The sequence below is a fragment of the Pseudomonas sp. P1.31 genome (genome assembly GCF_001269815.1).
GTDB classification, from domain to species: Bacteria; Pseudomonadota; Gammaproteobacteria; order Pseudomonadales; family Pseudomonadaceae; genus Aquipseudomonas; species Aquipseudomonas rustica.
In genome coordinates this window covers 1-22446 of record NZ_LHVN01000036.1, presented here as the reverse complement: position 1 = coordinate 22446, position 22446 = coordinate 1, and the positions used below count along the sequence as shown (strand labels likewise).

Below are 22446 nucleotides of genomic sequence, written 5' to 3'. Positions count from 1 at the left end.
CGACTGCAAGTGTCGTCATAGCAGTTGCGCTTCGGGCAGGGTCAGTGTGCGCGGGATCTTCGTCGCATCCCAATGCTTGCTGCCCCAACTGAGCAATTCTTGCGGCGAGGCGTGGGCCAGTTCGGCGCCGGGATTTTGCCCCAAAGCACGCAGGGCCCGCAGCAGCAATGGCGTGGCCTGATCTGCTTCAAGCGGCGGCGAACGGTAGGACTTGCCGAGCTTGTTGCCGTCCGGTTGGGTAATCAGCGGCAGGTGCAGGTAGCGCGGTTGGCGCAGGCCGAGCAGTTCTTGCAGATATAACTGACGTGGCGTCGAGTCGAGCAGGTCGGCACCACGGACGATGTCGGTGATGCCTTGCCACGCATCATCGAGCACCACGGCCAGTTGATAGGCGTAGAGCCCGTCGCGACGGCGGATGACAAAATCGCCGACGTCGCGGCCTAGGTGCTGGCGGTACTCGCCCTGCACACGGTCGATGAAGTGGTATTCCAGCTCCGGCACGCGCAGGCGGATCGCTGCGTCTTGTTGATCATGGCCGGCGTTGCGGCACAGGCCCGGATAAATGCCGTTGTACGCTTCGAGCTGTTTGCGCGAGCAGGTACAGGCGTAGGCCAGACCGTGATTGAACAGGCTGTTGAGCACATCGGCGTAGGCGTCATGCCGATCACTCTGGCGCACCATGTCGCCGTCCCACTCGAACCCGTAGCTTTCCAGCGCCTTGAGAATCGCAGTCTGCGCGCCGGGTTCTTCACGCGGCGGATCGAGATCTTCCATGCGCACCAGCCAGCGACCGCCGACTGAACGGGCATCGAGGTAAGAGGCGAGGGCGGCGACCAGCGAGCCGAAGTGCAGATGGCCACTGGGGGTCGGGGCGAAGCGGCCGATGTAGGCGGGGGATTTTTTGGCAGTCATGGGGGCGATAGTACTTTTTCAGAGCGTGCGCACAACAACTGTGGGAGCGAGCTTGCTCGCGAAAGCGGTGTGTCATTCAGCATTAAGGTGTCTGATCCGGCGCCTTCGCGAGCAAGCTCGCTCCCACAAAGGCAAAAAAGCAAAAAGGCAAAAGACAAAAGACAGAAACAAAAACGGAGCGTTCGCACGCTCCGTTCTTCGTTCAGGTCGAGATTACTTGCCGACCTGCTTTTCCTTGATTTCCGCCAGGGTCTTGCAGTCGACACACATGTCGGCTGTAGGGCGTGCTTCGAGGCGCTTCACACCAATCTCGACGCCGCACGAATCACACCAGCCGTACTCTTCGTCTTCGATCAGTTGCAGCGTCTTGTCGATCTTCTTGATCAACTTGCGCTCGCGGTCGCGGGCGCGCAGCTCAAGAGCGAACTCTTCTTCCTGGCTGGCACGGTCGGCCGGATCCGGGAAATTCGCAGCTTCGTCTTTCATGTGATCAACAGTGCGGTCGACTTCCTGCATCAACTCCTGTTTCCACTTGTTCAGAACCTTGGTGAAGTGCGCGCGCATCGGGGCGCCCATGTACTCTTCACCTTTCGCCGGAACGTAAGGTTCGAAACCGCTGATCGTGGTTTGCTGCTGTTGCTTTGCTTGGGTGGGCATGAAATGGACCGCCTCTACTCTTGTAATCCATTGCGCAGGATTGCTCCATCACCGACACCTGCCGGCCCTGCGGCTGCAAGCGGGCGAACTTACCAGATCAATTCGGCCCGCGCTACTCCCGGATGTCGAGGCCCCGGCGGGTGGCGCTTGTAAAAGTCAGGCAAGCTGTGTCTGGCGGTGGTGGAGACCTGTTCAATCACTGATTTTAGTCAATCCTGGAGCGTACGCTCGTATCGTTACAGTCCAGCGTTCTTGAGGCTGTGACCGCTGCGGGTTCTCGCTCGTTCCGGCAGATGGGTAGAATCGTCTCTTTTTTCCGTTGAAGGAAAGGCCCAATGGCTCAGCCCTACAGTGCGCGCAGTCGTGCGATCGAACCGTTTCATGTCATGGCGTTGCTGGCGCGGGCCAATGAACTGCAGGCGGAAGGCCACGACGTGATTCATCTGGAGATCGGCGAGCCGGACTTCACCACCGCTGAACCGATCATTCGCGCAGGGCAGGCAGCGCTGACCGCGGGGAAAACCCGTTACACCGCCGCGCGCGGCATTCCTGAGCTGCGCGAGGCGATCGCCGGGTTCTATCAATCGCGTTATGGCTTGAACATCGATCCACGGCGGATTCTGATCACGCCGGGCGGTTCCGGGGCGTTACTGCTCGCCAGTGCGTTGCTGGTCGATCCCGGGAAACACTGGCTGTTGGCGGATCCGGGTTACCCGTGCAACCGCCACTTTCTGCGTCTGGTCGAGGGCGCGGCGCAGTTGGTGCCGGTCGGGCCTGACGTGCGTTATCAACTGACCCCGGATCTGGTCGAGCGTCATTGGGATCACGACAGCGTTGGCGCACTGGTCGCCTCACCGGCCAACCCGACTGGCACCATCCTGACCCGCGATGAGCTGGCTGGGTTATCCACAGCCATCAAGGCCAGACACGGGCATCTGGTGGTGGACGAGATCTACCACGGCCTGACCTACGGCACCGATGCGGCCAGCGTTCTTGAGGTCGATGACAGCGCTTTCGTGCTGAATAGTTTCTCGAAATATTTCGGCATGACCGGCTGGCGACTCGGCTGGCTGGTGGCACCGGACGCAGCGGTCAGCGAGTTGGAAAAACTCGCGCAGAACCTCTACATCAGCGCCCCGAGCATGGCCCAGTACGCCGCGCTGGCCTGTTTCGAACCGGACACCATCGCCATTCTCGAAGAACGTCGCGCCGAGTTTGGCCGTCGTCGCGACTTCCTGTTGCCGGCCTTGCGCGAGTTGGGTTTCAACATCGCCGTGGAGCCTGAAGGCGCGTTCTACTTGTATGCCGATATCAGCCAGTTCGGCGGTGATGCCTTCGCGTTCTGTCGACATTTCCTCGAAACCGAGCACGTCGCTTTTACGCCAGGGCTGGATTTCGGTCGCTATCAGGCCAGTCATCATGTGCGTTTTGCCTACACGCAAAACCTCCCTCGCCTACAAGAAGCGGTGGAACGCATCGCGCGTGGCTTGAAGAGTTGGCAAGGCTGATGCGCTTTTATCCAGAGCTTGAAGAAGCGCGACTGATCCGTCGTTACAAACGTTTCCTCGCCGATATCGAAACGGTTAACGGTGAGTTACTGACCATTCACTGCCCGAACACCGGTTCGATGCTCAATTGTCAGGTCGAGGGCGGGCAGGTCTGGTTCAGCCGCTCCAATGACCCCAAGCGCAAGTTGCCCGGTACCTGGGAAATCGGCGAAACCCCGCAAGGCCGCCTGTTTTGCGTGAACACCGCGCGGGCCAACGGCCTGGTCGAGGAAGCCTTGCAGGCTGGGGTGATCACCGAGCTAAACGGCTTTACCGCGTTGAAGCGTGAAGTCGCTTATGGTCAGGAAAAAAGTCGCATCGATTTTCGCCTCGAATACCCGAGCGGCCCGGCTTATGTGGAAGTGAAAAGTGTCACGCTGGGTTTCGACGGTACGCCGGTGGCAGCGTTTCCGGATGCGGTGACCCAGCGCGGCGCCAAGCATCTGCGGGAGCTGGCGCATCTGGCGCGGGACGGAATTCGCGCGGTGCAGTTGTATTGCGTCAATCTCAGCGGGATAGAGGCGGTGCGCCCGGCCAGGGAAATTGATTCAGCGTATGCCGACGCGCTGCATGAAGCGGTCGCGTGTGGCGTCGAGGTGCTGGCGTACGGTGTGCGCTTGAGCCATGAAGAGATGGTCATCGATCGGCGCCTCGATGTGCTGCTCAACGGCTAAACATCGATCCACAGGCCTTGCGCGTCTTCGCGGCAAGGGATGGCGGTGAGTGATTGCCCGGCGCAAGGCCCGGCCACGCATTCACCGTCCTCGATCAGAAACAGTGCGCCGTGGGTGGCGCACTGAATCAGGCTGTTGCTCGGGTCGAGAAACTGGTCGGGTTGCCATTCCAGCCCCACGCCCCGGTGTGGGCAGCGATTCAGGTAGACGTAGGCCTGGCCGCTGCGGCGCACGGCGAACAGCTTGTTGCCGTCGATCTCGAAACCACGGCTTTTCGCTTCGGCCAGCTCGGCGCCTGCGCAGAGAAACTTCATGACTATCCTCTAGTGTCCGCTCGTGTCCGGATATGTCCGAGCTTGACGTTTAAATGCAAACAATTATCAAATGACGGCCTTCGTCCGCAGGGCGGCTGGCAGATGCCGAGGATACTTGGCCTGTCGTCCCGATGCCCGGGAAAACCACGTTCAAGGAAGCTGTGTATGCGCCTGAGTACCCGCGTTGCTGTGCTGTGTGTCGGACTTTTCGTCAGCCACCAGGCTGCAGCGGCTGAGTTGCCGCAACGTTGGGTGAGTGCTGGCGGCGCGCTGTCGGAGTGGGTTTCGGCCTTGGGCGGCGAGTCGAAACTGGTCGGCGTCGACACCACCAGTCAGCATCCGGAATCTTTGAAAGCGCTGCCGAGCATCGGCTATCAGCGCAGCCTTTCCGCCGAGGGCATTCTCAGTTTGCGCCCGGACATTCTGATCGGCACCGAAGAAATGGGCCCGCCGCCGGTACTGTCGCAAGTCAAAGCGGCCAAGGTGCAGGTGGAATTGTTCTCGGCGCAGCCGGATCTGCCGACGGTTGAGAAAAACGTGACCCGTCTCGGTCAATTACTCGGCGCTGAAGCTGAGGCGAAACAACTGCTGGCAAGTTATCAACAGCAACTCGACGCACAAAAAGTGCGGGTTGCCGACGCACAGTCGAAACAGAAAGCCCCGGGTGTGCTGCTGTTGCTCGGCCATGCCGGTGGCAAACCGTTGATCGCCGGCAAGGACACCGCCGCCGACTGGCTGCTGCAACAGGCGGGTGGGCATAACCTCGCGACGCACACCGGTTACAAACCGTTCTCGGTGGAATCCCTTGCCAGTCTTGATCCGGAAGTCCTGGTATTCGCCGACCGTGCGTTGACCGGTGACGCGGCGAAAGCGGCGCTGTTCAAGGAAAACCCGATTCTCAATTCAAGCCGCGCGGCGAAAACCGGGCGGGTGCTGGAGCTGGATCCGACGTTGTTGGTCGGCGGCCTCGGCCCACGTTTGCCGGCGGCGTTGAAAACCCTGTCTGACGGTTTCTACCCGGCCAAGAGCGGCCAATGACCACACTGGTCAAACCCCGTGGCTTATTTATCGGCCTGACCCTCCTGTGTTTGCTGGCGATCTGGCTATCGTTGGCATTGGGGCCGGTCAGCCTGCCGCTGTTCGACACGCTGCGGGCGGCGTTGCGCCTGATCGGTGTGCCGCTGGCGCCGGACGGGCTGGAACAGGCTGAGCTGATTCTCGGGCAGATTCGTCTGCCGCGAACCTTGCTTGGTCTGGCGGTCGGCGGTGTGTTGGCGTTGTCCGGTGTGGCGATGCAGGGTTTGTTTCGCAATCCGCTGGCGGATCCGGGGCTGGTCGGTGTTTCCAGTGGCGCGGCGTTGGGCGCGGCGATTGCGATTGTCGGCGGCTCGTTTTTTGGCGGCATGCCTGAGTGGTTCGGGCCTTACCTGTTGTCGGTGTGCGCGTTTCTCGGCGGCCTCGGTGTGACGGCGCTGGTGTACCGACTCGGTCGGCGTAACGGCCAGACCAATGTCGCCACCATGCTGCTGGCGGGTATTGCCCTGACCGCACTGGCCAGTTCGGCGGTGGGACTGTTCACTTATCTGGCGGACGACGCGACTCTGCGCACGCTGACGTTCTGGAATCTGGGCAGCCTCAATGGTGCGAGTTACGCGCGGTTGTGGCCGTTGCTGATCATCAGCGCCGCTGTCGCCTTGTGGCTGCCGCGTCGAGCGCGGGCGTTGAATGCGTTATTGCTCGGCGAATCGGAAGCCGGGCATTTGGGTATCGATGTCGAGAAGCTCAAGCGTGAGTTGGTGTTCTGCACGGCGCTGGGTGTTGGCGCGGCGGTGGCGGCGGCCGGGATGATCGGTTTTGTCGGACTGGTGGTGCCGCATCTGTTGCGCTTGCTGGCGGGGCCGGATCATCGGGTGTTGTTGCCGGCGTCGGTGCTGGCGGGGGCGAGCCTGTTGTTGCTCGCCGATCTGGTGGCGCGGCTGGCGCTGGCGCCGGCGGAATTGCCGATCGGTATCGTCACCGCGTTTATCGGTGCGCCGTTCTTTCTTTACCTGCTGCTGAGAGGACGTGCCTGATGCTGAGTGCGCACAATCTGCACATCCATCGCGGCCGCAAAACGGTGCTCAGCGAAGTTTCGCTGCAACTCGAACCGGGTGAAGTGCTTGGTGTGCTCGGGCCCAATGGTGCCGGTAAAAGTACGTTGCTCGGCGCCTTGTGCGGTGAATTGAAACCAAGCGAAGGCGAAGTGTCGCTCGACGGCCAGGCGCTGACGCACTGGACGGGCACGCAACGGGCGCAACGTCTGGCCGTACTGCCGCAAGTGTCGACGCTGGATTTTGCGTTTCGCGTTGAAGAAGTGGTCGGCATGGGCCGCTTGCCTTATCAAAGCGGTCGGGTGCGCGATGAGGAAATTATCGCTGCCGCGCTGGCAGCCGCCGATGCCGGGCATTTGAGCGGTCGCAGTTATCTGGCGTTGTCCGGCGGCGAACGTCAGCGGGTGCATCTGGCGCGGGTGTTGGCGCAACTGTGGCCGGGGCAGGCCGGACAAACGTTGTTGCTGGACGAGCCGACGTCGATGCTCGATCCGCTGCATCAACACACCACGTTGCAGGCCGTGCGCGAGTTCGCTGATCGCGGCGCTGCGGTGTTGGTCATCCTGCATGATCTGAATCTGGCGGCGCGCTATTGTGATCGGGTGTTGCTGCTCGAAGGCGGGCGCCCGGTCGCGCTGGATACGCCGGAGCAAGTGCTGCGACCGGACTCGCTTAAAGCGGTGTTCGGTCTGGAAGTATTGGTGCAACCGCACCCGGAGCGTGGGCATCCGCTGATCATCGCCCGCTGAGTTTTTCATCGAGGTGAAGGCATGCGCGCAATCTGGTTGTTGGCGGTGTTGTGGTTGGCGGGGTGTCAGCATGTGGCTGTGGCGCCGCCGCCCGCTGGAGAAATTCGTGATCTGCGCAACGGTGAGGTGCTGACAGCGCAGCAATTGCTGATGCGACTGGCCGAGCCTGAGCGTGTGATCGTCGGCGAGCAACATGACAATGCCGATCATCACGCGGTGCAGTTGTGGTTATTGCAGGCACTCGGCGAGCAACGGCCGCAGGGCAGTCTGTTGCTGGAAATGCTCACGCCGGAGCAGCAATCTAAAGTTGATCAAGTGCGCCATGCCGCTACGCCTCCTGCTGATCTTCCTGCTGCATTGGCCTGGCAGGACGGTTGGGACTGGAATCTCTACGGGCCGATCGTTCGTTTCGCGCTCACGCAACCGTATCCGCTGCTGGCGGCGAATCTGGACACCGCCGAAATCCGCACCTTCTACCGCAATCCGCCGGTTTTGAAGGGTGAGCGTAGCAATGCCGCCTCGGTAAAAAGCACATTGCTTGAGCAGATCGGTGATTCGCACTGTGGCCTGCTTCCGGAATCTCAAATGCCAGCCATGCTGGCGGTGCAGCAACAGCGTGATCGGCGTATGGCTGAGCGTTTGCTGGCGGCATCGACGCCTTCGCTGTTGCTGGCCGGTGCCTGGCATGCGCGCAAGGATGTCGGTGTGCCGGTGCATGTCGAGGATTTGGGCGCCACTGAGGCACCGACGGTTTTGATGTTGGCAGAGCAGGGCAGTGAGGCGACTGCGGCAATGGCCGATTACGTCTGGTTCACCGCCGTCACGCCGAAGCAGGATTACTGCGAGCAAATGCGCAAACAGTTCGGCAAATGACTTTTCCACGGGCAAAAAAAGACCCGGTAAAAACCGGGTCAAATAACCGTGATTAGCCTGATGAGGAGATAATCTGAGAGTCCGAACCAAGGGCTTTTCAGAATATCGACTGATCTCGCGACCAGTTGTGATAATCATAGCGATTCTCATTACCGAGTCAACACCTGATTCCGGATTTATTTGATTTAGTCTGAGAAATGGCCGGAACGCCCCGCAAACAAAGGGCTTGAGCGTTAACCGTTGGTCGACGTCAATTGTGTGATCCGGCTGTTGAGCTGGCCGATGCGCCGCGCCATGCTCTCGATCAGGCTGTGGGCGATCTTTGGATTGCTGCGGGTCATGCTCAAAAATTGATCACCGGGGATCAGCATGATGGTACTCGGTTCGCGGGCGATCACCGTGGCGTTGCGCGGCTCGCGGGTGAACACCGCCATCGCGCCGAAAATTTCATCCCTGGGTACTTCGCCGACTTTCTGCCCATCAACAAACGCTTCGGCGTGCCCGTCGATGATCACGAAAACATGATCAGCGGCGTCACCTTGTTGAATCAGGATTTCGCCAGCGTCGACCCGTTTGAAACCATTGGTGCTACGAAACTCGCGCGGCTTCAGTTCTGCTACGGCGTGGGCCAGTATCGCGGTGTGCCCCAGCAGGTATTCGAGAAATTGCTCGGCCCGAGCGGGCTCTGCATACAAATGCTGAAACAGATCACGGCGCCGATAAGGCAGAAGACGCAGTGCGCCGTCACTGCTCAAGCGGCAATCCATCCAGGCTTCGCCACGTTGCAGACCGATCAAGTCGCCTTCCTGCCAATAGAACAGGGCTCGACCAGCGATACTTCCGCTGATCACGCCCTCGCTGAGCAGAAACAGCTGATCACTCGGCAGTTGCCCCAGCAAATCCTCAGTCGCCTCGACTTCAATCTCCAAACCGCACGGCTCAAGGCCTTGCAGCCATTGCGCGGGCAGACTCTGCAAGCGATTGATCAGCGCATCCACTGGCGCCGATTGTTCCCCCAGCAAATACATAGCGGTCAGTTCTTGTGGCGCGCGGAGATGGCGTCGAGCTGCTTGTTCAACGCGTCTTTGCGCTCGGCGGGAATGTCGTTCCAGTGCACGTCCATCAGCGCGCCTTCGATCGCATACAACAACACCTTCGATGCGCGAAACCCGCGGGTACGCACGGCCCGGTAGGCGTCCACCGCGCCCAGGCGACGCAAGTCCGAGGCGCTGTGGATGCCCACAGCATGCAGCCATTGCGCCGACGTCTTGCCAAGATTCTTCAGGTGTTGCAGTTCATCATTCATCAAGCCTCCTTGCGACGGCCGAACGGTGCGTGGGCGAGCTTCTCAGGAGTGTAGCCATCAGTAGGAAAAGCGTGGTTGTTTGGTCGGATTCGACGCAAAAGCTTCTAAGAAAGGGCGCTTGAAAGGCCTGCGAACGCAGAAAGGAGGGGAAAACACATAAAAGTAGGAGTGAGCCTGCTCGCGATGACGGACATCCAGACAGCACATTTGTTGAATATTGAACCGCTATCGCGAGCAGGCTCACTCCTACAGGAAATGTGCTGTGTCAGGGACTGATGAGTATGTCAGCGAGTGCGATAGCGCAAACGCGTACCAAAATTCATCGACATCAAAATCTCGTCCGCACTCAACTCCGCCGGGAAATACGCCCCGGAAATCTGCGCGTGAGCGAGGCTCGCCCCTTCAAGCGATGCATTACGGAAATCAATCCCGCGCAAATCAGCAGAACGGAAATACGCGTCACGGAAATCCACGCCATCGGCATTCAGCTCGCGCAGATCGAGACCGCGAAAATCGCCGCCGACCATGTCGATCGGGCCGTCCTGCGGGCGTTCCTTGTTGAAACCAGTGATGTCGTCTTTATGCAGCAAGGCATACAGCGGGGTGTCGAGAAGTTTCGGCTGGCTCATGTCACATCACCTGTTGGTTTTATGACGCCAGTATAGTGCCACTATTTGACGGCCGTGAAGCAAGCGAGGGCTTCACGGCCGAAATAGTTTCTTACAGACCTGGCAGGCGCTGACGGATCTGTGCAACCACGGTGTCAAGGGTGCCGGATTCGTTGGTTTGCACGCGTTTGCTGCGCAGAATTTCTTCCGGCGTCAGCGCTTCACGATTGGCTTGTTGCGCTTCAATCACAGCCAGCGTGGCGTCGGACGGATCCTGTTTGTCGGCCTGACGAATCGCCAGCCAGCTCTCGATCACCGCTTGCGGCGCGTTGCAGTCGAGGATCAGGAACGGCGTGCCAGTGGCTTCAGCAATTTTTGCCGCGTTGTCGCGTTGTTCGCGCTTGAGGTAAGTCGCGTCGATAACCACCGGGAAACCGGCGTGCAGGATCACTTCAGCGATTTCATGCAGACGCGCGTAAGTCGCGGTGCTGGCGTCGGCGCTATAAATGCCGGCCTGTACATCATTGGCAACGGTTTGCTCGCCGAACAGGCGCTTGCGCTCAACGTCGGAACGCAGGCGAATGGCGCCCAGTGCTTCAACCAGACGCATGGCCACGTGGCTCTTGCCGACAGCAGAAACGCCGTGAGTGATGGCCATGAAACGCGAAGGAATGGTGCTGTAACTTTCCGCAAGGTTGGCGTAGTTGCGGTACTGACGCAGGGTGGTCGCGCGCTGGACCGGAGTCGCGTCGGCCGGCATGCTGAACAGCGCCACTTTTGCGCGAACCATTGCACGGTAGGCTTTATAGAAGTTCAGCACTTCCAGACCCTGGTAATCGCCGGTCAGCTCCAGGTACTGGCTGATGAAGCGGCGCGCGAGGGATTTCAGGCCACGGTCTTCCAGGTCCATCGCGAGGAAACCGGTGTCGGCCCAGACGTCAGTGAAACGGAAAGGCTCGTTGAATTCGATGCAGTCGAAGATCACCACTTTGCCGTCGATGACGGTAGCGTTGCCGAGGTGGATGTCACCGTGACATTCACGGGTGAAACCGTCGGCCTTGCGCTGGGTGAACAGCGGCTTGAGGCGCTCGAAGCTGCTTTCGGCCCAGGCTTTCAGCGCGTCGAGTTGCAGCAGGTCATTTTTGTCGCTGAGGAACGGCAGGATTTGTTCGAAGTTTTGCGACACCGGCGCCATCACGCTTTCCGGGGTGCCAGCATCGTGTTCGGCCGGGACTTTTGGCGCGCTGAGGTGGAAGTGCGCGATCTGCTGCGCCATCTCATCAATGTGCTGGGTGGTCAGCTCGCCATTCGCTTGCAGGGTGCTGAGCATACCGGTCTGCGGGAACTGGCGCATTTTCAGCAGGTATTCGATGGCCGGGCCGTCACCGCCCAGTTGCGGTGCTTCGACGCTACCGGTGACTGGCAACACTTCCAGATACAAATCATCGGTCAGTCGCTGGTTCAGGCGCAGTTCTTCGGCGCAAAAGTGCGCGCGCGATTCGAGGCCGGTGAAGTCGAGGAAGCCGAAATTCACGGGCTTCTTCACTTTATAAGCAAACGGGCCGGTGAGGATTACCCACGAGATGTGCGTTTCGATGACCTGAAACCCTTCGACAGGGTGCGGGTAGAGGGCCGGGTTTTGCAGGGCAGCGATCAGTGACTGGCTCACGGGCGATCCTTCAGAGAGGGGGGAAATTCGAGGCGGCTATTATGGCCGCTCGCCAGCCTGACGCAAACCTCGGAGCGCTCCTGTTGAGGATGAATAAAGTGCGTATAATCCGCCGCCATGACTCGAACTCGATCTCCCCGTACCAAGAAAAAACCACCTTCCAAGGGCCTTGGCCCGTGGTTGAGCTGGGCCATTAAACTCAGTCTGGTCGGCCTTGTCGTGCTGGCCGGCTTCGCCGTTTACCTCGATGCCGTGGTGCAGGAGAAGTTCTCCGGCAAGCGCTGGACCATCCCGGCCAAGGTTTACGCGCGCCCGCTTGAGCTGTTCGTCGGACAGAAGCTCAGCAAGGACGATTTCCTCACTGAACTCGATGCCCTCGGCTATCGCCGCGAAGCCGTGAGCAACGGCCCCGGTGCTGCTGCGGTCAACGGCAACACGGTTGATCTGAACACTCGTGGCTTCCAGTTCTACGAAGGCCTGGAAAAACCGCAACCCGTGCGCGTGCGCTTCTCCGGCGATTACGTCGCCGAGTTGTCGGCGACCAACGGTTCCAAGTTGTCCGTGGTGCGTCTTGAACCGCTGATGATCGGCGGCATTTATCCGAAAAATCTCGAAGACCGCATACTGATCAAACTTGATCAAGTGCCGCCGTACCTGCTCGAAACCCTGGTGGCTGTCGAAGACCGCGATTTCTACAGCCACTGGGGCGTGTCGCCGAAGTCGATTGCCCGCGCTGTCTGGGTCAACACCTCGGGCGGCAAAATGACTCAGGGCGGCAGTACGCTGACCCAGCAGTTGGTAAAAAACTTCTACCTGACCAGCGAACGCAGTCTGACCCGCAAGCTCACCGAAGCGATGATGGCGATGCTGCTGGAGCTGCATTACGACAAAAAAGAAATTCTTGAGGCCTACCTCAACGAAGTCTTTGTCGGTCAGGACGGTCAGCGTGCGGTGCACGGTTTCGGTCTGGCCAGCCAGTTCTTCTTCGGCCAGCCATTGTCCGAGCTGAAGCTGCATCAGGTTGCGCTGCTGGTCGGCATGGTCAAAGGCCCGTCCTACTACAACCCGCGTCGTAACCCGGAGCGTGCGCTGGAGCGTCGTAACCTGGTGCTCGACGTGCTTGAGCAACAAGGTGTGGCGACCGCCGAGCAAGTCGCAGCGGCGAAGAAAATGCCACTGGGTGTGACCACCCGCGGCAAACTCGCCGACAGTTCCTTCCCGGGCTTTATCGATCTGGTCAAACGTCAGTTGCGTGAAGACTATCGCGACGAAGACTTGACCGAAGAAGGCCTGCGCATCTTCACCAGCTTCGACCCGATTCTGCAGATGAAGGCGGAAGCCTCGGTCAACGACACTTTCAAACGTCTGTCCGGGCGCAAAGGCTCCGACGATGTCGAAGCGGCGATGGTCGTGACCAACCCGGAAACCGGCGAAGTGCAGGCGATGATCGGCAGCCGTCAGGCCAGTTACGCAGGCTTCAACCGCGCGCTCGATGCTGTGCGGCCGGTGGGTTCGTTGATCAAACCGGCGGTGTACCTGACCGCGCTGGAAAAACCGAGCAAGTACACGCTGACCAGTTGGCTGTCGGATGACCCGTTGTCGGTCAAAGGCGCGGACGGTCAGGTGTGGAAACCGCAGAACTACGATCGTCGCTCCCACGGCACGGTGTTCCTCTATCAAGGTCTGGCGCATTCCTACAACCTGTCGACCTCGCGTCTGGGTCTGGAAGTCGGTGTGCCGAACGTGCTGAAAACCCTCGGGCGCCTCGGCGTAACCCGTGAGTTCCCGGCGTTCCCGTCGATGTTGCTGGGTGCCGGCGGCATGACCCCGATCGAAGTGGCAACCATGTACCAGACCCTCGCCAATGGTGGTTTCAACACGCCGATGCGCGGGATTCGCAGCGTATTGACCGCCGAGGGCGAACCGCTCAAGCGTTATCCGTTCCAGATCGAGCAGCGTTTCGATCCGGCGTCGATTTACCTGATCCAGAACGCCATGCAGCGCGTGATGCGTGAAGGTACCGGTAGCTCGGTTTACAACGTCTTGCCGAAAACCCTGACGCTGGCCGGCAAGACCGGTACCAGTAACGATTCGCGGGACAGCTGGTTCGCCGGTTTCAGTCAGGACTTGCTGGCTGTGGTCTGGCTGGGTCGCGACGATAACGGCAAGACGCCGTTCACCGGTGCCACCGGTGCGTTGCAGGTCTGGACCAGTTTCATGCGCAAGGCCGACCCGCTGCCGCTGGACATGCCGCAACCGGACAACATCGTTCAGGCATGGGTGGATTCGCGCACCGGACAAGGCTCCGATGCCAACTGCCCGGGCGCGGTGCAGATGCCGTATATTCGCGGCAGCGAACCACCACCCGGCGCCGCGTGCGCAAGCGAAACGCCTGCTTCCGGCGAGTCGGTGATGGATTGGGTCAAGGGCTGGATGAATTAAGCAAAGAGGGTTTCAAGTGAACAAGTGGTTGATTCCAGCGGTGACCGCCGTGGCTTTGCTCAGCGGCTGCTCTACCGTACAGCGTGGTTCGATTCCGGTGGTTGATTCCGGGACTGCGGTGTCCAACAGCGAACGTATTTCGGCCAATGGCGGTTTCCGTCAAACCACGGTGAAGCGTCCTGCGCAGGGCCAGACTCAGGCCATTCCGCAGGGTGATACCGGCGTGGTGGTGATGGTGCCGGGTGGCGGCGCTGCCGTGTCGACGCCGATCAGCTCTTCGCCAATCGTGCCGGGCCCGGCGTCCGGCGGTATCACGGCGGGGCCTTACAACCCTGCGCCAGTCGAGTCGGCGCCGGTCAATACCGGCACCTACAACATGCCGTCGACGCCGAGCGGGATTCCTTCGGCCAGCAGCGGCGGCGGTTTGTCGGCTGACGAGCAACTGGATGGTCCGGTGCTCGCCTTGCTGACCACTGCGCAACAGCAACAGGCCGGTGGCGACCTCAACGGTGCGTCTTCCAGCCTCGAGCGTGCGCAACGTGTCGCGCCGCGTGAGCCGCAAGTGCTTTATCGCCTCGCGCAGGTACGCATGGCTCAAGGCGATGCACCGCAAGCCGAGCAGTTCGCCCGTCGCGCGTTGACCATGGCCAACGGTCGTCCGGATCTGCAGGCGAGCCTGTGGGAATTGATCGCGCAGTCCCGTGAGAAACAAGGCGATTCCGCCGGCGCCGCTCAGGCCCGTCAGAAGGCCAAGGTTTCGCTGTGATGGATGCACGGTTCCCGAAAATCGCCGATCAGCTGTTGCTGATCGAGCGCGAACTGCGCACACAGGGCTGGTGGGATGAGGTGCAGCCGTCGGCAGAAGCCTTGAGCAGTGTCGAACCGTTTTCGGTCGATACGCTGGACTTCGAACAATGGCTGCAATGGATCTTCCTGCCGCGCATGAAAATGATCCTCGAGCAGGATCTGCCACTGCCGAATGCCTCGGGCATTCAGGAAATGGCCGAGATGGTCTTCGCCCAGCGCAACCTGGGTGGCAAGGATCGTCAGTTGCAGGTGCTGCTCAAAGAGTTTGACCTGCTGATCACCGCCTCACGTTAACCCCCGATCCTTTTCGGGGCGGACACGTTTCCCGGCAACCCCGATCCTGTCGGCGTGTACACCGGAAACTGTAGGAGCTGCCGAAGGCTGCGATCTTTTGATCCTGTTTTAAAAACAACATCAAAAGATCGCAGCCTTCGGCAGCTCCTACACATATCTATTCACAATTCTGTGCAATCTGCTTCTGCGCCTCAGCGATGCGTTCCTGACGCTGCGCATCATCCAGCCGTCGCATCTGTCCCTCCACTTCCTCCCTCAAACGCGGATTGTTCTGCAACTGCGCAAGGTTCGTCCGTGCCTGCTGACAAAACTGCTTGAGCTGCGCCTGCTGATCCGCGACCTGTTTCTTCACCTGGTCATCAATCGCCTTCTGATCGCCGAGCACGCCGCTGCCCGGCATTGGCGCCGGTTTGGGCGGGGGCGAGGAGGGCGTCTGTAGCGTGGTGGATGGCTGGCCCGCTGGCGGCTGCGCATCGAAATGCGTGACACCTTGGGCGTCGACCCATTTGTAGATCTGAGCGGCCATGCACCAGGGGCTGAGGCCGATCAGCAGGGTGAGGAGGAGCGTTCGCATGCTGATTCCTTGGCAAAATTGCGCAATTGACGCTAACAGAGTAGCGGTTTTCAGGTTTTTTCTTGCGTTCTCATGTGCTTACCCACAATTAGTGACATAGACAGCTTGACTTGGAGAGGGCGAAACAGAAGAATCCAAAGTCCGCTGTAGAGGGACTGCCAGAAGCAGACCCACTCGGTAGATCATGAGGCGCACATCCGCGCCGACCTGTTACACCCGCAACGCGTTACCTCGCGCTGGGTGGGAAAGGCCCGCAACACTGGGACGATCCCAATACTTGCTCAGTCAGTGCTGACGTAGTCGGCGACCACCGTCGCTCATGCTCTGCCGAGAAGTAAACCTATTAAGACCCGCCCCTTTTTTGTGGACGGTATTCTGGCGTTTTAGAGGTGAACAACGTGGAGCTTTTATCTGGCGGTGAGATGCTCGTCCGCTTTTTGCGTGACGAAGGCGTCAAATATATCTACGGGTACCCGGGTGGTGCTCTCCTGCATGTTTACGATGCCCTGTTCAAAGAACCGGAAGTGAATCACATCCTGGTTCGTCACGAACAAGCGGCAACCCATATGGCTGACGGCTACGCCCGTGCCACCGGTAAAGCCGGCGTGGTATTGGTGACTTCCGGTCCAGGCGCCACAAACGCCATCACCGGTATCGCCACGGCCTATATGGACTCGATTCCAATGGTGATCATTTCCGGTCAGGTGCCAAGCACCATGGTCGGCACCGACGCGTTCCAGGAAACCGACATGATCGGTATCTCCCGGCCGATCGTGAAGCACAGCTTCATGATCAAGCACGCTTCGGAAATCCCGGAAGTCATGAAGAAGGCCTTTTACCTGGCGCAATCCGGTCGTCCGGGCCCGGTCGTGGTCGATATCCCGAAAGACATGACCAACCCGGCCGAGAAATTCGAATACATCTTCCCCAAGAAAGCCAAGCTGCGTTCCTACAGCCCGGCCGTTCGCGGTCACTCCGGACAAATCCGCAAGGCAGCCGAAATGCTCCTCGCGGCCAAGCGCCCAGTGCTTTATTCCGGTGGCGGCGTGATCCTCGGCAACGGTTCCGCACCGCTGACCGAACTGGCGAAAATGCTCAACCTGCCAGTGACCAACACACTGATGGGCCTGGGCGGTTTCCCGGGGACTGATCGGCAGTTCATCGGCATGCTCGGCATGCACGGCAGCTACACCGCCAACCTGGCGATGCACCATGCTGACGTGATCCTCGCGGTCGGCGCGCGTTTCGACGATCGCGTGATCAACGGCCCGGCGAAGTTCTGCCCGAACGCCAAGATCATCCATATCGACATCGACCCGGCTTCGATTTCCAAGACCATCAAGGCCGACGTGCCTATTGTTGGTCCGGTTGAGAGCGTCCTGACCGAAATGGTCGCGATCCTCAAGGAAATCGGCGAGACCCCGAACAAGGAGTCCGTGGCCAGTTGGTGGAAGCAGGTTGATGAATGGCGCGGTGATCGCGGCCTGTTCCCTTATGAAAAGGGCGACGGCAGCCTGATCAAGCCACAAACTGTGATCGAAACCCTCTGCGAAGTGACCAAGGGCGATGCCTTTATCACTTCCGACGTGGGCCAGCACCAGATGTTCGCGGCGCAGTACTACACGTTCAACAAGCCGAATCGCTGGATCAACTCCGGTGGTCTGGGCACCATGGGCTTCGGTTTCCCGGCGGCCATGGGCATCAAGTTGAGCTTCCCGGATGACGACGTTGCCTGCGTGACCGGCGAAGGCAGCATCCAGATGAACATCCAGGAACTGTCGACCTGCCTGCAATACGGCTTGCCAGTGAAAATCGTCATCCTGAACAACGGTGTTCTGGGAATGGTTCGTCAGTGGCAGGACATGAGCTACGGCAGCCGTCACTCGCACTCCTACATGGAATCGCTGCCTGACTTCGTCAAGCTGGCTGAAGCCTACGGCCACGTCGGCGTACGCATCACCGAATCGAAAGATTTGAAGTCGAAGATGGCAGAAGCGTTCGCCATGAAGGATCGCCTGGTGATCATCGATGTTTCGGTCGACACCAGCGAGCACGTCTATCCGATGCAGATCAAAGACGGCTCCATGCGCGATATGTGGCTGAGCAAGACGGAGCGTACTTAATCATGCGGCACATTATTTCCTTGCTTCTGGAAAACGAACCCGGCGCTTTGTCTCGCGTAGTCGGCCTGTTCTCGCAGCGCAACTACAACATCGAAAGCCTGACCGTGGCCCCGACCGAAGACCCGACCCTGTCGCGTCTGACGCTGACCACCGTTGGCCACGATGAAGTCATCGAGCAGATCACCAAAAACCTGAACAAGCTGATCGAAGTGGTCAAGCTGGTGGACCTGTCGGAAAGTGCTCACATCGAGCGCGAACTGATGCTGGTCAAGGTCAAGGCCACTGGCGCCCAGCGCGCCGAGATCAAACGCACCACCGATATTTACCGTGGACAGATCGTCGACGTCAGCGCCAGCGTGTATACCGTTCAACTGACCGGTACCAGCGACAAGCTCGACAGCTTCATTCAGTCCATCGGCACCGCATCGATTCTGGAAACCGTCCGTAGCGGCGTGACCGGCATTGCCCGCGGCGACAAAGTACTCAGCATCTAAACCAAATTAGCGAATGGCCTGAACGGCCTGGATATATAGGGGAATTTCATGAAAGTTTATTACGAAAAAGACTGCGACCTGTCGATCATCCAGGGCAAGAAAGTTGCCATCATCGGTTACGGTTCCCAGGGCCACGCTCAGGCGTGCAACCTGAAAGATTCCGGCGTTGACGTTACTGTTGGTCTGCGTAAAGGTTCGGCCACTGTTGCCAAAGCTGAAGCTCACGGCCTGAAAGTGACCGACGTTGCTTCCGCTGTTGCGGCTGCCGACCTGGTCATGATCCTGACCCCGGACGAGTTCCAGTCGTCGCTGTACAAGAATGAAATCGAGCCGAACATCAAGAAAGGCGCCACCCTGGCCTTCTCCCACGGCTTCGCGATTCACTACAACCAGGTTGTTCCGCGTGCCGACCTCGACGTGATCATGATCGCGCCGAAAGCGCCAGGTCACACCGTACGTTCCGAGTTCGTGAAAGGCGGCGGTATTCCGGACCTGATCGCGATCTACCAGGACGCCTCGGGCAACGCCAAAAACGTTGCACTGTCCTACGCTGCTGGCGTTGGTGGCGGTCGTACCGGCATCATCGAAACCACCTTCAAGGACGAGACCGAAACCGACCTGTTCGGCGAACAAGCCGTACTGTGTGGCGGTACCGTTGAGCTGGTTAAAGCCGGTTTCGAAACCCTGGTTGAAGCTGGCTACGCGCCGGAAATGGCCTACTTCGAATGCCTGCACGAACTGAAGCTGATCGTTGACCTCATGTACGAAGGCGGCATCGCCAACATGAACTACTCGATCTCCAACAACGCCGAATACGGCGAGTACGTGACTGGCCCGGAAGTGATCAACGCCGAGTCCCGTCAGGCCATGCGCAACGCCCTGAAACGTATTCAGGACGGCGAATACGCCAAAATGTTCATCAGCGAAGGCGCAACCGGCTACCCTTCGATGACCGCCAAGCGTCGTAACAACGCCGCTCACGGTATCGAAATCATCGGCGAGCAACTGCGCTCCATGATGCCGTGGATCGGTGCCAACAAGATCGTCGACAAAGCCAAAAACTAAGTCGTCCTTCTTGTACGGAAAACGCGGCCTCGGCCGCGTTTTTTCGTTTGAGCCGGTGGTTCTGGTATAAAGCTGCAGCGTTTGTGGCCGAACTGTCGTCCTCAAGCACCTGTCGAAATTTCTCCAAACCGTTGCAAGGTAATGTCCATGAGCGAACGTCCCGAAGAGCCGAACAAGGCTTCTGACGCCGAAAGCCTGCTGCCCATCGATGAACATATCGAAGAAGGGCACGACGCAGAAGGTCGTAAAGTCCGGCATCGTGGTATCTATCTGCTGCCGAATCTATTCACCACTGCGAACCTGTTCGCAGGGTTTTACTCCATCATCAACTCGATGAGCGCGCAGGCGGCATTGAGTGCTGGGGATTCCGTCAATGCGAGCAAGTATTTCGCCTTTGCCGCAATTGCGATTTTCGTCGCCATGGTGCTCGACGGCCTCGACGGTCGTGTGGCGCGCATGACCAATACGCAAAGTGCCTTCGGCGCCGAGTACGACTCGCTGTCGGACATGGTCGCGTTCGGTGTCGCACCGGCGCTGCTGGCGTTCGGTTGGGCGTTGGGTGATATGGGCAAGGTCGGCTGGATGGTCGCCTTCATCTATGTCGCGGGCGCGGCATTGCGTCTGGCGCGCTTCAACACCCAGGTCGGCACGGCAGACAAGCGCTATTTCATCGGTCTGGCCAGTCCGGCAGCGGCGGGTGTGGTGGCGGGTATCGTCTGGGCGTTCAGCGATTACGGCATTCAGGGTTCGAAGATGTCGTTCCTCGTTGCGCTGATGGTTGCGGCGGCCGGCATGCTGATGGTCAGCAACATCAAGTACAACAGCTTTAAAGAGCTGGACTTGAAAGGGCGCGTGCCATTCGTGGCGATTCTTGCCGTGGTGCTGGTGTTTGCCGTTGTGTTCAGCGATCCGCCGCGCATTCTGCTGTTGGTGTTCCTCGCCTATGCAGCATCCGGCCCGGTGCAATACTTGTTGCACCTTCGTCGGCACAAAAAAGCCGAGTGATGTAATTTCACGCATACTCCGCAGTCTATGGGTGCATCTGTCCTCCAAAGCTGCGGAGTTGTCATGCTGATCAAAATCCCCAAAGCGTCTGACTGCAACGAGTCGGATGTCACGCCTGAATCCATTTATCTCTCGCGCCGCCAATTGCTCGGTGCCACTGCTGCCGGTATCGCCGTCAGTAGCCTGCCGCGTTGGGCCAATGCCGAGGATGCCGCTCGGTACGCCGATGTCGAACCCGGTAAAGCGCCTGCCTGGTTTAACGAGAAGCTGTCCTCTACTAAATGGGGAGCAGTCAACGTCAAGGATGAGGCGATCACGCCTTTTAAAGACGCCACTCACTACAACAACTTCTACGAGTTCGGCACCGACAAGGGGGATCCGGCGGCAAATGCCGGCTCGCTGAAAACCGAACCGTGGAGTGTGGTGATAGACGGGGAGGTGGGTAAGCCGGGGCGATATGCGCTGGAAGACTTCATGAAACCGTATCAACTGGAAGAGCGAATCTATCGCCTACGCTGTGTAGAGGCGTGGTCGATGGTGATTCCGTGGATCGGTTTTCCAATCTCGGCGTTGCTCAAGCAAGTCGAGCCAAACGCTAATGCCAAGTACATCCGCTTTGAAACTCTGCAGGATCCCAAAACCATGCCGGGGCAGCGCTCCGGTTTTGCCTTGATCGACTGGCCGTATGTAGAAGGCTTGCGTCTGGATGAGGCGATGAATCCGTTGGCGATTCTGGCGGTGGGCATGTATGGCCGCGAGTTACCAAATCAGAACGGCGCGCCCCTGCGTTTGGTGGTGCCGTGGAAGTATGGCTTCAAGAGCGTCAAATCCATCGTGCGTATCAGTCTGGTCAGCGAGCAACCGAAAACCACTTGGCAAAGCATTGCGGCGGATGAGTACGGTTTTTATGCGAATGTGAATCCAACGGTTGATCACCCACGCTGGACGCAGGCGCGCGAGCGACGTTTGCCGAACAGTCTGTTCAAACCGAACGTGCGCGATACGCAGATGTTCAACGGCTACTCGGATGAAGTCGCTTCCTTATATACAGGACTCGACCTGCGGAAGAACTACTGATGCGCTTTCCGTTCTGGCGTATAGGCGTTTTCATTGCGGCAGCGATCTGGCCGATGCTCTGGTTGTATCAAGCGCTTGAGGATTTGCTCGGCCCTGATCCCGGCAAAGTGTTGGTCGATCGGCTGGGGTTGGGAACCTTGGTGTTGTTGCTGATTACCCTGAGCATGACGCCGATGCAGAAACTCACCGGTTGGGCGGGGTGGATTGCGGTTCGCCGGCAGTTGGGGCTTTGGTGTTTCGCCTATGTGGTGTTGCACCTGTGCAGTTATATGGCGTTTATCCTGGGGTTTGATTGGTCGCAGCTGGCGGTCGAGTTGCGCAAGCGGCCTTACATAATAGTAGGGGCGTTGAGTTTTCTAGGATTGTTGGCGTTGGCGGTGACGTCCAATCGCTACAGTCAGCGGCGTTTGGGCTCGCGCTGGAAGAAGCTGCATCGCCTGGCGTACGTAATTCTGGGTTTGGGTTTACTGCATATGCTGTGGATCGTGCGCGCTGATCTTGAGGAATGGGCGATCTATGCCTTTATAGGTGCAGTGCTTCTGATACTGCGTATTCCGCCCGTGACGCGGCGTATCCCGCGTTTGCTGGCCAGAAAGCCGGTTTTGCAAGAAAAGCGAAATTAACGGTTGACGGCAAATCCCAGACGTCTATAATTCGCCCCACTTCCGGCGCAGTCGAAACGGAAAACTCCTTGAAATTCAATGAGTTGCGCAGTTTTCGACAGCAAGTGCTTCAGTTCATCGAAGCCAAAAGGAAGTTGAAAAAGAGGTGTTGACAGCAGCGTGTAACGCTGTAGAATTCGCCTCCCGCTGACGAGAGATCTGAAGCGCAAGTGGTTGAAGTTGTTGAAGAATTCTTCGAAAACTTCTGAAAATAATCACTTGACAGCAAATGAGGCTGCTGTAGAATGCGCGCCTCGGTTGAGACGAAAGATCTTAACCAGCCGCTCTTTAACAACTGAATCAAGCAATTCGTGTGGGTGCTTGTGGAGTCAGACTGGTAGTCAACAAGATTATCAGCATCACAAGTTACTCCGCGAGAAATCAAAGATGTAACCAACGATTGCTGAGCCAAGTTTAGGGTTTCTTAAAAACCCAAAGATGTTTGAACTGAAGAGTTTGATCATGGCTCAGATTGAACGCTGGCGGCAGGCCTAACACATGCAA

General features: G+C 58.8%; 23 protein-coding genes. 15 read left to right on the top strand and 8 right to left on the bottom strand.

The features are described 5' to 3' along the window. Positions 1 to 15 precede the first annotated feature (15 nt). On the bottom strand, positions 16 to 912 hold the full coding sequence (gene gluQRS, locus AD669_RS22805) for a tRNA glutamyl-Q(34) synthetase GluQRS (RefSeq protein ID WP_053123890.1): 897 nt from the start codon (positions 910 to 912) through the stop codon (positions 16 to 18). A gap of 213 nt (positions 913 to 1125) precedes the next feature. After that, the gene (gene dksA, locus AD669_RS22800) at positions 1126 to 1569 is read right to left on the bottom strand and encodes an RNA polymerase-binding protein DksA (protein ID WP_053123888.1); all 444 of its coding nucleotides are present in this window, start codon (positions 1567 to 1569) and stop codon (positions 1126 to 1128) included. 335 nt (positions 1570 to 1904) lie between these two features. On the opposite strand from dksA, the gene AD669_RS22795 reads away from it, so the two are divergent. Continuing rightward, entirely contained in the window at positions 1905 to 3077 is a 1173-nt protein-coding gene (locus AD669_RS22795; protein WP_053123886.1) for a pyridoxal phosphate-dependent aminotransferase, read from the top strand. Then, a complete protein-coding gene (sfsA, locus tag AD669_RS22790; protein WP_053123883.1) occupies positions 3077 to 3790 on the top strand; it encodes a DNA/RNA nuclease SfsA in 714 nt (237 codons plus the stop codon). The genes AD669_RS22795 and sfsA overlap by 1 nt, the downstream gene beginning before the upstream one ends. Here sfsA and AD669_RS22785 read toward each other — a convergent pair. Next, the gene (locus tag AD669_RS22785) at positions 3787 to 4104 is read right to left on the bottom strand and encodes a Rieske (2Fe-2S) protein (protein ID WP_053123881.1); all 318 of its coding nucleotides are present in this window, start codon (positions 4102 to 4104) and stop codon (positions 3787 to 3789) included. The genes sfsA and AD669_RS22785 overlap by 4 nt on opposite strands. 165 nt (positions 4105 to 4269) lie before the next feature. Here AD669_RS22785 and AD669_RS22780 point away from each other — a divergent pair, with 165 nt between their 5' ends. The 4 genes from AD669_RS22780 to AD669_RS22765 are packed head-to-tail and all read left to right on the top strand — an operon-like array spanning position 4270 to position 7816. Continuing rightward, the gene (locus AD669_RS22780) at positions 4270 to 5142 is read left to right on the top strand and encodes a hemin ABC transporter substrate-binding protein (protein WP_053123879.1); all 873 of its coding nucleotides are present in this window, start codon (positions 4270 to 4272) and stop codon (positions 5140 to 5142) included. A 50-nt stretch (positions 5143 to 5192) separates the two neighbouring features. Beyond that, the gene (locus tag AD669_RS22775; protein WP_172680161.1) at positions 5193 to 6176 is read left to right on the top strand and encodes an iron ABC transporter permease; all 984 of its coding nucleotides are present in this window, start codon (positions 5193 to 5195) and stop codon (positions 6174 to 6176) included. Next, positions 6176 to 6943 (top strand): heme ABC transporter ATP-binding protein, encoded by a 768-nt coding sequence (locus AD669_RS22770; protein WP_053123876.1) that lies wholly within the window; start codon positions 6176 to 6178, stop codon positions 6941 to 6943. The genes AD669_RS22775 and AD669_RS22770 overlap by 1 nt, the downstream gene beginning before the upstream one ends. A 21-nt stretch (positions 6944 to 6964) precedes the next feature. Next, entirely contained in the window at positions 6965 to 7816 is an 852-nt protein-coding gene (locus tag AD669_RS22765) for a ChaN family lipoprotein (RefSeq protein WP_053123874.1), read from the top strand. A gap of 233 nt (positions 7817 to 8049) precedes the next feature. Here AD669_RS22765 and AD669_RS22760 read toward each other — a convergent pair whose 3' ends face one another. From AD669_RS22760 to AD669_RS22745, 4 genes are all read right to left on the bottom strand, one after another. Next, positions 8050 to 8844, bottom strand: a complete 795-nt coding sequence (locus AD669_RS22760) for a Crp/Fnr family transcriptional regulator (RefSeq protein WP_053123872.1) — start codon at positions 8842 to 8844, stop codon at positions 8050 to 8052. A 5-nt stretch (positions 8845 to 8849) separates the two neighbouring features. Then, entirely contained in the window at positions 8850 to 9122 is a 273-nt protein-coding gene (locus AD669_RS22755; RefSeq protein ID WP_053123870.1) for a TfoX/Sxy family protein, read from the bottom strand. A 284-nt stretch (positions 9123 to 9406) separates the two neighbouring features. Then, on the bottom strand, positions 9407 to 9751 hold the full coding sequence (locus AD669_RS22750) for a pentapeptide repeat-containing protein (RefSeq protein ID WP_053123868.1): 345 nt from the start codon (positions 9749 to 9751) through the stop codon (positions 9407 to 9409). Between the two features lie 91 nt (positions 9752 to 9842). Beyond that, positions 9843 to 11399 carry a bifunctional aminoglycoside phosphotransferase/ATP-binding protein gene (locus AD669_RS22745; RefSeq protein ID WP_053123866.1) on the bottom strand — a complete coding sequence of 519 codons (1557 nt, stop codon included), beginning with the start codon at positions 11397 to 11399 and terminating at the stop codon, positions 9843 to 9845. A 117-nt stretch (positions 11400 to 11516) separates the two neighbouring features. Here AD669_RS22745 and mrcB point away from each other — a divergent pair, with 117 nt between their 5' ends. From mrcB to AD669_RS22730, 3 genes are read left to right on the top strand one after another with little or no spacing between them, the layout of a single operon-like run. Beyond that, a complete protein-coding gene (mrcB, locus tag AD669_RS22740; RefSeq protein ID WP_053123865.1) occupies positions 11517 to 13841 on the top strand; it encodes a penicillin-binding protein 1B in 2325 nt (774 codons plus the stop codon). 16 nt (positions 13842 to 13857) lie between these two features. Further along, positions 13858 to 14607, top strand: coding sequence for a hypothetical protein (locus AD669_RS22735; RefSeq protein ID WP_053123863.1), 750 nt, complete (start codon positions 13858 to 13860; stop codon positions 14605 to 14607). Continuing rightward, positions 14607 to 14942: a YqcC family protein gene (locus AD669_RS22730; protein ID WP_053123861.1), complete on the top strand. Its 336-nt coding sequence runs from the start codon at positions 14607 to 14609 to the stop codon at positions 14940 to 14942. The genes AD669_RS22735 and AD669_RS22730 overlap by 1 nt, the downstream gene beginning before the upstream one ends. 157 nt (positions 14943 to 15099) lie before the next feature. On the opposite strand, the gene AD669_RS22725 is transcribed toward AD669_RS22730, so the two are convergent. Further along, a complete protein-coding gene (locus AD669_RS22725) occupies positions 15100 to 15516 on the bottom strand; it encodes a DUF4124 domain-containing protein (RefSeq protein ID WP_053123859.1) in 417 nt (138 codons plus the stop codon). A 398-nt stretch (positions 15517 to 15914) separates the two neighbouring features. On the opposite strand from AD669_RS22725, the gene AD669_RS22720 reads away from it, so the two are divergent. The 6 genes from AD669_RS22720 to msrQ all read left to right on the top strand — a co-directional run bounded on the left by AD669_RS22720 (position 15915) and on the right by msrQ (position 21903). Further along, on the top strand, positions 15915 to 17639 hold the full coding sequence (locus AD669_RS22720; RefSeq protein WP_053124217.1) for an acetolactate synthase 3 large subunit: 1725 nt from the start codon (positions 15915 to 15917) through the stop codon (positions 17637 to 17639). Between the two features lie 2 nt (positions 17640 to 17641). Continuing rightward, positions 17642 to 18133, top strand: a complete 492-nt coding sequence (gene ilvN, locus AD669_RS22715) for an acetolactate synthase small subunit (RefSeq protein ID WP_003176102.1) — start codon at positions 17642 to 17644, stop codon at positions 18131 to 18133. Positions 18134 to 18181: 48 nt separating this feature from the next. Continuing rightward, entirely contained in the window at positions 18182 to 19198 is a 1017-nt protein-coding gene (gene ilvC / locus AD669_RS22710; RefSeq protein ID WP_053123857.1) for a ketol-acid reductoisomerase, read from the top strand. Positions 19199 to 19345: 147 nt separating this feature from the next. Further along, positions 19346 to 20203, top strand: coding sequence for a CDP-diacylglycerol--serine O-phosphatidyltransferase (gene pssA, locus AD669_RS22705; protein ID WP_053123855.1), 858 nt, complete (start codon positions 19346 to 19348; stop codon positions 20201 to 20203). A 63-nt stretch (positions 20204 to 20266) separates the two neighbouring features. Continuing rightward, positions 20267 to 21280 carry a protein-methionine-sulfoxide reductase catalytic subunit MsrP gene (gene msrP / locus AD669_RS22700; RefSeq protein ID WP_053123853.1) on the top strand — a complete coding sequence of 338 codons (1014 nt, stop codon included), beginning with the start codon at positions 20267 to 20269 and terminating at the stop codon, positions 21278 to 21280. Further along, entirely contained in the window at positions 21280 to 21903 is a 624-nt protein-coding gene (gene msrQ, locus AD669_RS22695) for a protein-methionine-sulfoxide reductase heme-binding subunit MsrQ (protein WP_053123851.1), read from the top strand. Before msrP ends, msrQ begins: the two co-directional genes overlap by 1 nt. Positions 21904 to 22446 lie beyond the last annotated feature (543 nt).